This window comes from Phaeovulum sp. (genome assembly GCF_041596715.1).
In the GTDB taxonomy this organism is placed as follows: Bacteria; Pseudomonadota; Alphaproteobacteria; order Rhodobacterales; family Rhodobacteraceae; genus UBA6213.
Genome location: NZ_JBFHIA010000126.1, coordinates 1 through 8,887, shown reverse-complemented (window position 1 = coordinate 8,887; position 8,887 = coordinate 1). Strand labels below are relative to the sequence as shown.

The 8,887-nt window shown below is 63.2% G+C and carries 11 protein-coding genes; 3 read left to right on the top strand and 8 right to left on the bottom strand.

The window, feature by feature from the left end; genetic code table 11:
* From ABY403_RS09830 to ABY403_RS09810, 5 genes are all read right to left on the bottom strand, one after another.
* Window positions 1-343: alanine racemase (locus tag ABY403_RS09830; RefSeq protein ID WP_372840619.1), on the bottom strand; the 343-nt coding region annotated here is incomplete at its 3' end.
* A 104-nt stretch (window positions 344-447) separates the two neighbouring features.
* Window positions 448-1,938 carry a replicative DNA helicase gene (locus tag ABY403_RS09825; RefSeq protein WP_372840618.1) on the bottom strand — a complete coding sequence of 497 codons (1,491 nt, stop codon included), beginning with the start codon at window positions 1,936-1,938 and terminating at the stop codon, window positions 448-450.
* 105 nt (window positions 1,939-2,043) lie between these two features.
* A complete protein-coding gene (locus tag ABY403_RS09820) occupies window positions 2,044-2,724 on the bottom strand; it encodes an orotate phosphoribosyltransferase (RefSeq protein WP_372840617.1) in 681 nt (226 codons plus the stop codon).
* A gap of 105 nt (window positions 2,725-2,829) precedes the next feature.
* A complete protein-coding gene (gene pyrC, locus ABY403_RS09815; RefSeq protein ID WP_372840616.1) occupies window positions 2,830-3,873 on the bottom strand; it encodes a dihydroorotase in 1,044 nt (347 codons plus the stop codon).
* 81 nt (window positions 3,874-3,954) lie between these two features.
* Entirely contained in the window at window positions 3,955-4,560 is a 606-nt protein-coding gene (locus ABY403_RS09810) for an outer membrane protein (protein ID WP_372840615.1), read from the bottom strand.
* Between the two features lie 296 nt (window positions 4,561-4,856).
* On the opposite strand from ABY403_RS09810, the gene ABY403_RS09805 reads away from it, so the two are divergent.
* From ABY403_RS09805 to ABY403_RS09795, 3 genes are all read left to right on the top strand, one after another.
* On the top strand, window positions 4,857-5,168 hold the full coding sequence (locus ABY403_RS09805; RefSeq protein ID WP_372840614.1) for a hypothetical protein: 312 nt from the start codon (window positions 4,857-4,859) through the stop codon (window positions 5,166-5,168).
* Between the two features lie 121 nt (window positions 5,169-5,289).
* Window positions 5,290-5,514 carry a DUF1127 domain-containing protein gene (locus tag ABY403_RS09800; protein WP_372840613.1) on the top strand — a complete coding sequence of 75 codons (225 nt, stop codon included), beginning with the start codon at window positions 5,290-5,292 and terminating at the stop codon, window positions 5,512-5,514.
* 97 nt (window positions 5,515-5,611) lie between these two features.
* Window positions 5,612-5,953 carry a hypothetical protein gene (locus ABY403_RS09795; protein WP_372840612.1) on the top strand — a complete coding sequence of 114 codons (342 nt, stop codon included), beginning with the start codon at window positions 5,612-5,614 and terminating at the stop codon, window positions 5,951-5,953.
* Window positions 5,954-5,955: 2 nt separating this feature from the next.
* Here the strand turns inward: ABY403_RS09795 and ABY403_RS09790 are convergent, their stop codons facing one another.
* The 3 genes from ABY403_RS09790 to ABY403_RS09780 form a co-directional block, all read right to left on the bottom strand.
* Window positions 5,956-6,915: a phosphoadenosine phosphosulfate reductase gene (locus ABY403_RS09790; RefSeq protein WP_372840611.1), complete on the bottom strand. Its 960-nt coding sequence runs from the start codon at window positions 6,913-6,915 to the stop codon at window positions 5,956-5,958.
* Between the two features lie 118 nt (window positions 6,916-7,033).
* Window positions 7,034-8,104, bottom strand: coding sequence for a glycosyltransferase family 2 protein (locus ABY403_RS09785; RefSeq protein WP_372840610.1), 1,071 nt, complete (start codon window positions 8,102-8,104; stop codon window positions 7,034-7,036).
* 3 nt (window positions 8,105-8,107) lie between these two features.
* On the bottom strand, window positions 8,108-8,887 hold a 780-nt coding region (locus ABY403_RS09780), incomplete at its 5' end, for a glycosyltransferase family 2 protein (RefSeq protein WP_372840609.1).

Genomic DNA, 8,887 nt, shown 5'->3' with positions numbered 1-8,887 from the left:
GCGTCTCGAAATGCCGTGTGACCTGTTCGAGCGAATTCAACACCGGCGTCAGCGCGCGCCCCGCGATCAGTTCTGTGTCGCCCGCCATATGGCCCGAAAGCACGAAGATTTCGGGCCCATTTCCCAGCGCCTGGCGCAGGGCTGCGCCCTCTTCGGCAAGCGCCACGAAGAACTTACGCGCCCCAGCTGCGCGCAGCGCCGCCGCCACGCGCGCGGCCCCCAGCCCGTAGGCATCGGCCTTGACAACGGCTGCGGTCTCGCAAGCCGCACCCGAGGCAACATCAAGCGCCCGCCAGTTGGCGAGAACGGCATCGAGATCGATCTGCAAATGTGCGCTGCTCATGATCGCCCGTTGTGACAGCCGCGCCGCCAAGGTCAAGTGGAAAGGCCGCGAAAAGAGCGTGCCTCGCTGCTGGCTTCACCCCGCGCCGCAGCGGCGGGCAATGCTTAGAAGCCTTCGTCTCCGCGCGGTTGATGGTGCTGTTCCAGATTGGAAAACCGGGTAAAGCGGCCTTCAAACGCCAACGCGACACTGCCGATTGGCCCGTGCCGCTGCTTGCCGATGATCACCTCGGCGCGGCCATGCACCTGCTCCATCGCCTGCTGCCACTTGGCCATCCCCTCAAGGTCATGCTCGCCGGGTTTCTCACGTTCCTTGTAGTATTCCTCGCGGAATACGAACATCACCACGTCGGCGTCTTGCTCGATCGAGCCGGATTCGCGCAGATCGCTCAGTTGCGGGCGCTTGTCTTCGCGGCTCTCGACCTGTCGGCTCAACTGCGAAAGCGCGATCACCGGAATGTCGAGTTCCTTGGCGATGGCCTTCAGCCCTTGGGTGATTTCGGAAACTTCGTTCACCCGGCTGTCTTTGGCAGTCGCGGGGCGCACCAGTTGAAGATAGTCCACGATCAGCACATCCAGCCCGTGCGTGCGCTTCAAACGCCTTGCGCGCGCGGCCAGAGACGAGATCGGCAGCGCAGGCGTATCGTCGATGTAAAGCGGGCAGGTTTCGAGGTCTTTTGCCGCCTCGACAAAGCGGCGAAACTCTCCTTCGCTCAATTCGCCGCGGCGAATCTGTTCAGACGCAACCTCCGACGCCTCGGACAGCACGCGCGCGGCAAGCTGCTCGGCGCTCATTTCGAGGCTGAAAAACCCGACCACGCCGCCCTGAACAGAGCCTTCGGATCCATCGGGTTTGCGCCCGCGGCGATGCGCGCGCGCAATGTTGAAGGCGATGTTGGTGGCCAGCGCGGTTTTACCCATCGACGGTCGCCCGGCAAGGATCAACAGATCCGAGGGGTGCAGACCGCCAAGCTTTCGGTCCAGATCGGACAGGCCCGTGGAAATGCCCGAAAGCCCGCCACCACGCTGAAACGCCGCATTGGCCACGCTGACCGCATCATGTGCGGCCTTGAGGAAAGACACGAAGCCGCGTTCGGCATGACCCTGCTCGCCCAGCTTGTACAACGCCTGCTCGGCGGCCACGATCTGCTCGCGCGGGTCGTCGTGCACCACGATCTCCGAGGCGCGCGCCGCGACATCCTGCCCAAGCCGGATCAACTCGCGCCGCACAGCAAGATCATAGATCATCTGCGCATAGTCGCGCGCGGCATATGCCGCAATCGCAGTGCCCGCCAGATGCGCAAGATAGGCAGGCCCACCAAGCGCCTTCAGCCCATCATCCTCTTCTAGATAGGCTTTGAGCGTAACCGGGCTTGCCAAGGCATTCTTCTGAATCCGCGCCAGCGCCACCTCGAAAATGCGCTGGTGCACGGGTTCGAAAAAATGCTCGGGCTTAACCAAGGCCGCGATGCGGTCGTAAATGTCGTTGTTGGTAAGGATCGCGCCCAGCAGTTGCTGCTCGGCCTCGATGTTGTGGGGCAGGGCCTCCGGCGTGGCGTCTCCTGCTACTTCGCGCAAAGCGCGCACTTCAACCATGACTTCCCTCGCTGCTCAGGCCACGGGTATGCCACAAGCCCGCGGCGCGATGCAAATTGTATAGATCGGGGCAAAAGCGGTGGATAAGCCCCAGCGCGGGGGCCCTCAGGTCTTTCGATGCGCGTCCTGCCAAAGACGGGGTCTGGTCAGAAAAGTCTCGACCTCGCGCAGGGTTGCCGTGTCAAACGCTTCCTGCGCGCGCGCCTCGGCCAGCACATCCCACCAGGTGCAAAGGTGATGCAGCGCCAAGCCGTGCGCGGCGAGGTTCGGCAAAGTGTCAGAGAAAATCCCGTAGTAAAAGATCACGGCGGTATGGTCGCAGCGCGCGCCGGTTTCGCGGATCGCATCGACGAAGTTCAGCTTCGAGCCGCCGTCGGTCGTCAGGTCTTCGACCAAAAGCACCCGGTCGCCTTCGCCCATCACCCCCTCGATACGCGCATTGCGGCCGTAGCCCTTGGGCTTCTTGCGCACATAGGTCATCGGCAGCGCCAGACGCTCGGCCATCAGTGCGGCAAAGGGAATACCCGCGGTCTCGCCGCCCGCGATATTGGTGAATGCCTCGAATCCGGCCTCGCGCATCACCGTCACGGCCAGAAAATCCATCAAGACAGAGCGGATGCGTGGAAAGCTGATCAGCTTGCGGCAATCGATATAGGTGGGCGAGGGCAGGCCCGAGGCCAGCGTGAAAGGCGTTTCCGCATTGAAATGCACCGCCCTGATTTCCAGTAGCATACGCGCGGTAAGGCGGGCGATTTCGTCTTTCGGGGGGAAGGAGGCTGGGATCATGGGCGCAACTCTCTGCAAAATGCTTCAGTCCAAATATCCCCCGCGGAGCGCAGCGCCGCCGAAATAGGTGCCTCCGGCGGGGATATTTCTTTCTGAAGCAGTTGGTTATGGGGTGACATGCCAGTAAAGCGGAAAGCCGGGGTCAAACAGTGTCACCGGCCCGGCACCGGTCAGGATCTTGTCGGGCAGGGCCAGCGGGGCCGCGCGGCGTTCCAGCGTGACGGTGCCTGTGTTGGGCGGCAGCCGGTAGAAGGCCGCGCCGTGGCGTGCGACGAAACCTTCAAGACGTGCAAGCGCGCCTGCGTCTTCGAACACCTGCGCAAGGATCGGCAGCGTGTTGGTGGCGGTGAAGCAGCCTGCGCAGCCGCAGGCGTGTTCTTTGAGCGCGTCGATATGGGGGGCCGAATCGGTGCCAAGGAAAAACCGCGCCTCGCCCGAGGTTGCTGCCTCGCAAAGCGCGCGGCGGTGGAGTTCGCGTTTTGCTACGGGCAGGCAATAGTAGTGCGGGCGGATGCCCCCTGCGAGGATGTGGTTGCGGTTCAGGATCAGATGATGCGTGGTGATCGTGCCCGCAAGGTTTTCGCCACCGTCGCGCACATAGGCCACGCCCTCTGCGGTGGTGACATGTTCAAGCACCACCCGCAGCCCCGGTGTGGCGCGGCGGATCGGCTCTAGCACGCGGTCCAGAAACACCGCCTCGCGGTCGAAGATATCTACGCTTGGGTCGGTTACCTCTCCGTGCACGCAAAGCGGCAAGCCGATTTCGGCCATACGCTCCAGCACCGCGCGCACCTTGTCAAAATCGCGCACGCCGGAGGCGGAGTTGGTGGTGGCACCTGCCGGATAAAGCTTGACCGCAGCCACCAGCCCATCGGCCGCGGCTTGTGCGACATCGGCGGGGTCGGTGGTTTCGGTGAGGTAGAGCGTCATCAGCGGTGTGAAGACGATCCCCTCGGGGATCAGGGCGCGAATCCGGTCGCGGTAGGCGCGCGCATCGGCGGCGGTAACGACGGGTGGCACAAGGTTCGGCATCACCAGCGCGCGCGCGAAATGGCGCATGGTTTCGGGCAAAACCCCTTGCAGCATCGCGCCATCGCGCAGGTGCAGGTGAAAATCGTCGGGGCGGGGCAGGGTGATGCGATCGCTCATACGCCTGCGCTAGCGCAAAGAGCGCGGTATTTCCAGCGCAATTGCCGGGCGGCCTGCCGCAAGCGGGCCGCCCGGTAGGCTTTAGAAGCTGTGGTTCAGGCCGATCCGCAGCGAATGGTAATCGGGCGTTTCTTCGGTTTCCGACAACCCGTCATAGAGCGTCGTCTTGCCGTAGTTGGAGTATTGATACTCCAGCCGCGCGTTCCAACCCGAATAGAGCTGCCGCTCATAGCCCGCGCCGACGGCGTAGCCGGTGCGGATGCTGGTGTCGGAAATGTCGAGCCCGGTTGAGCTGACTGAATAGTTGACATTTGCCGCGGCCAGACCGCCGGTCAGATAAAGCAGGCCCGTATCGCCCGCAGGCAGCCCTGCAACAAGGCGCAGGCTTGCGGCCTGATTGATGCGCGATGAGGCCGTATAGCCCGATGCGGTAAAGCTATCGGATACGCGGCCAAGCTGCAGGTCGCCTTCAACGCCCCAGACGATGCCTTTTGCCTCTTGGCGCCAGCCGAGATGCGCGGCACCAAGCACACCACCCATTGAAAGCGTTCCGGGCGTATCACCGGGCGGGGTCACCGACACGCGATCATCGCCTTCGCCAGTGAGTGCCAACGAAAGCCCCCAATAGGCACCGTCCCATTGGCCGGGAAGAGGATTGGCGATGGCAGCGCCGCTGAACACTGCCATGCATGCTACAAGACTGGGTGCCGCGAGGGCTACCCGGAAGGGTTTGCTTGCCTGCATTTGAATTGTTCCAATTCTACTATATGTTGTGTTGGTCTGACTGCTCGAAGCCGACATAATCAAGGTATAGTGTTTTGCTTCGCGAATAAAGAGCCAAGTTGCCGTGTTCCGGTGCGCCACGCGGTGCGGCACATCGTCTGCAATGCCCCGGCAGGCCGGGTGCGCTGCGGCTATTGGTGGGCTTGCAGCAGCACGCGGCTACGCGCAGGATGCCCGCGACCTTGCCGGAGAAAAGCCCGATGAAAACCGCTATCCTAGCCCTCGCTGCCTTTGGTGTTCTTTCAGGATGCAACGATCCCGGCCTGACTGGCGCGCGGGGTATAACCGAGGCAACGGCGGCCGAGGTGGTGGGCTGCACGCTGATCACCAACATTCGCATGGCACCCGGGGTTTACGGGCCGGTATTGGCCCAGACAGGGCTGGCTTACGCCAGAAACTCGGTGAAAGCCGAGGCAAAGGATGCGGGCGCAACGCATGTTGTCTTTGACCTTATAGAACCCGGTGTGCCCGTTTATGAGGTGCGCGCAGGTGCCTGGCGCTGCCCTTCTTGAGATCGATCATTGCTGCGGCGCGGCGAAAGCATAGCTGCTATGCAGCATTAGCGCTAGATATGGCAGGGTTGCTGACATATATTCGGGTCATGGGGGAACGATATCTAAAGGAGTCCCGAACATGACCTTTGTTACAGCACATGCACCGCAAGCCGAAGCACGCACCAACTGGGCGCGCAAACTGATTGATGGCATCGCGCAAGGTCTGATTCAGTATGTCGATCGTCACTCGCGGGTGGCAGAGGTTGAACGGCTGAACGCGCTATCCGATGCAGAATTGGCAAAAATTGGTATTTCGCGCGACCGGATCGTTTATCACGTCTTTTCGGACCGTTTCTGGGGCTGATCGTCGCGGAACGGCTTGGCGTGCTTGCGAGGACGCCGGGGCAGGGTAATACTCTAGTAGCGCGGTGTTCCACCCGCGCTGCGAAAAGGGGGCTACCATGCACCGGACCCACGATCAGATCGAAGATTTGCTGGAAGTGCGCGGTGATCTGCCGCGACTTGCTTGGGAGATTGGCGCGCGCCTCGTGGCTTGCGAGTTTGGCCACGCGCGGCTTGTGGTGCCTGCCGATCCGGCACTGGCCGCGGCGCTGACGGCACTGGGTGCCCAACTGCGCCCGTTTCGCGGCCAGATGCAGCCCGAGGCACCATCGCGCGCCGCCGATCCTGCGCTGCGTCACGCGCGCCGCCATGTGCAACTGCACGTCGCGCGCCTGCACGCCGACGATGAGGCCGATGACGGCGACGAGGCCGAAGACGGGCCACCCGCCGCCAACGCCTGATATCAGCGGATTTTTTCGGGCGGCAGCGTGACGCCCTTTTCAGCAAGCTCGGATTCGAGCACTTCAAAGCGCCGCCGGAATCGTGGCGCGTTCAGTCGCCGCGCGACATTGCGCGACAGAAGCGCGGTCAGATAGGGCCGATTGGCCGCATCGCAATGCGCCGCAAGCAGGCGCAGCCAGCGCGTTGAATCGCGCCGCACGCGGTAGAGCCGCCAGAACGCTGCGGCGCTGAAGCGGCCCTCGCAGGCGGCAACCAGCATCTGTTCGATCAAGCCAATTCCCAGCAGAATCGATTCGGGGTCTTGCCCGATCAGCGGGCAGGGAAGTGCCGTAACATAGGGCGCGCGAAACAGCGTGGCATGCATCGCATCCAGTTTCACCAGCGGGTCGAAAAGCACAAAGGCCTCGCCCGTGCCTTCCAGCATGTCGGGCGCATAACCATAGCGGTCGTCAAAGGCGGTGCGGCGCATGTGCGGAAAGCGGTCGTCCCAGCCAGCAATGGTCGGGTCTAGGGTTGCTTGCGGTGCCAGCGCGATCACCGTGGCACCGGGCGCGGTTACGGCAAAGGCCGCTGCCGCATAGCCCGCATGCCCTGCGCCGTAAAAGACCACGCGGTCGAAATCTTCAAAAAAGGCGTCGTCCACCAACCGGTCAAAATAGCCGAAAACGGCGCGATCCCGAAACCAAGTGTCACCGTCGCTGATGACCGAAAGACATGACCATCCGCGCGCCTTGGCGATCGCGTGGGCCATTGGTAGCTGGTCAGGCTGGCGCGCGCGAATGTTGGCCACCGTTTCGAAACTGACTAGCAACACCGGCCCTTCATCAAGGAAGAATACCCGGTGCCGTGCGCCAAGGTTTTCGCAATAACCGGCCTCGTCGCCAATCTCGTCCAGCCGCTTTGCCCATTCTTCCTGGCTCAATACGGATAGATCAGTCGTGGTTTCGACTCCGCCCAACATCGGTTTCCTGCATGTTTTGCGCAGTCAGCGCCCCCAAGTAAGGCCAACCATAGCACCTTAGCGGGCCGGATGAAGTCGGAACCGGGTTTTTTTAATGGCGACTGTTTCCCGATGCCGCCTAGTCTTTGGATGCGCTTGCGTTTGTTTCGCGTTCCGCCAGTGCCGCGCGCTGCCCCCAGCCCAACATCGCCGCGGCCGCCTCGCCAGCAAGCGGTCGGCTGGGCGGTGCCAGCAGCAATCGGCCAAAAAGCGCGCGGTAGGGTTCTTGCAGCATCAAGGTTGCGAATCGTTCGCCCCGCCATGCCACGGCGCGCGCGTGCAGCGCCGCAAGTTCGGGGTCGCCCGCCAATTCGGCGCGCAGCGGTGCAACCACATCGGCAAGCGCCAGAACCGATCGATCCTCTTCCGCGCAAAAGTTGCGCTCGACCCAGTACGACATATCAAAGGCCGAAGCATCGCGGTTGGCGCGGCCTCGCGCGGCTTTCACCACATAGGCTTGCATTGCACCCAGCGCATAGTGGTTGATCTGCGCCAGATCCCAGTTCCGTTGCCCCAGCGGCGCAAATAGCCGCCCGCTGCGGTAGGCGTCGGGCAATTGCCTGCCCGAGCCATCGCGCCAGACCTGCTCGTCTTGGCGCGCGGGGTCGGGCGCGCGCGGGCGGTGCACCCCGGGCTTGGCCCAGTGCCCGTCGTTGCGCCAAAGCGTCTTGAGCATTTGCGCGCGCCACGGCCAGATCATCTCCGCCGGGGCCGCGCGCAAGAACTGCTCGGCCATCGGGCGGTCGGCATAATTCACGACGCCGCAATTGCCGAACATCCGCCACGAAAGCGCCAGTGCATGTGCGTCGGGGCAGGCGGCCACCAACGCGGGCAAGCGGTGATCGCCCACGTGAATGTTGAGGTACTCGTCGATGTCGAGCGTGATCACCCAGTCGGCGGCAGCCAGCAACGGGTGCCTCTCGGCCAGTTTCAGCGCCGACCATTGCGGCCCCTTGGGGTGCGGCGCGGGGTTGCGCTGATGCACAAGCCATCCTAGCGCCTCCAGCCGATCAAGCATCGCATCGGTGCCGTCGCTGCAATCGTTGGAAATCGCCAGCACGTCGGTGATGCCCACGGCGCGGTGATGCGCAAGCCAATCAAGCAGAAAGCTGCCTTCATCCTTCACCGTGAGTATGGCCAGATACCGCATGTGCTAGCTTTGCCCCGCTGTCAGGCGAAGGGCAAGTGCCGCCCAGTCGGGCCGCGCCAGCAATTCGGCCACGCGCGCCCGGTGCCATTCCACCGCGCGCGCATGAAGCGCAGCCAGTATGGGGTCTCCATGCAACTCGGCCAACCAGCGCGCGGTGGTGCCATCGTGGCGGCGGATCGCATCGCACACAACCTCGGTGCGCTCGAACCGCCGCCAATAGTCCTCGCCCATGTCTTGCCCGGCATGGTTCACCCGGCCCCGGTCGCGCTTGACAAGAAACGAGTCGCGCGAACGCAAGGCGTAGTGGTTCATCTGTGCCGCCCCCCGCTCGGCCCGCAGAATCAACGCGCCCGCAACCGGCTTCCAAGGCGCGCCCCCTGCCATGCAGCGCGCCAGCGGGCGGCCCAGATCGGCGCGCGGATGCGGCATGTGAATGCCTATCCGCGCGATGTTTTCCAAACCTCGGAACAGAGATTTGACATAGGTTCCACCCGCACCCTCCGGTTCGGCGCGCCGGAATTGCTGGGTCACCGGGCGGTCTTCATAGCCCACAATGCCAGCCGAGCCAAAGATCCGCCAACTGATGCCAATCACCTCGGCACCAATGGGCGAGGCACCTATCAGCGCCGCAAACGAACCATCGCCCACCTTTACCGTCAGGAACTCATCCGCATCGCAGACCAAGATCCAGTCTGCCTTGGTAACCTCGTCATACCAGCGCGATTGGCGCAGCGCCGCGCGCTGAATCCCGCCATGCTGGGTGTGGCGCGTGGCGTGATGGCG

Coding starts and splice junctions, on each gene's coding strand:
- ABY403_RS09825 (WP_372840618.1), bottom strand. CDS start 1,938: ATGGTTGAAGTGCGCGCTTTGCGCGAAGTAGCAGGAGACGCCACGCCG.
- ABY403_RS09820 (WP_372840617.1), bottom strand. CDS start 2,724: ATGATCCCAGCCTCCTTCCCCCCGAAAGACGAAATCGCCCGCCTTACC.
- pyrC (WP_372840616.1), bottom strand. CDS start 3,873: ATGAGCGATCGCATCACCCTGCCCCGCCCCGACGATTTTCACCTGCAC.
- ABY403_RS09810 (WP_372840615.1), bottom strand. CDS start 4,560: ATGGCAGTGTTCAGCGGCGCTGCCATCGCCAATCCTCTTCCCGGCCAA.
- ABY403_RS09805 (WP_372840614.1), top strand. CDS start 4,857: ATGAAAACCGCTATCCTAGCCCTCGCTGCCTTTGGTGTTCTTTCAGGA.
- ABY403_RS09800 (WP_372840613.1), top strand. CDS start 5,290: ATGACCTTTGTTACAGCACATGCACCGCAAGCCGAAGCACGCACCAAC.
- ABY403_RS09795 (WP_372840612.1), top strand. CDS start 5,612: ATGCACCGGACCCACGATCAGATCGAAGATTTGCTGGAAGTGCGCGGT.
- ABY403_RS09790 (WP_372840611.1), bottom strand. CDS start 6,915: ATGTTGGGCGGAGTCGAAACCACGACTGATCTATCCGTATTGAGCCAG.
- ABY403_RS09785 (WP_372840610.1), bottom strand. CDS start 8,104: ATGCGGTATCTGGCCATACTCACGGTGAAGGATGAAGGCAGCTTTCTG.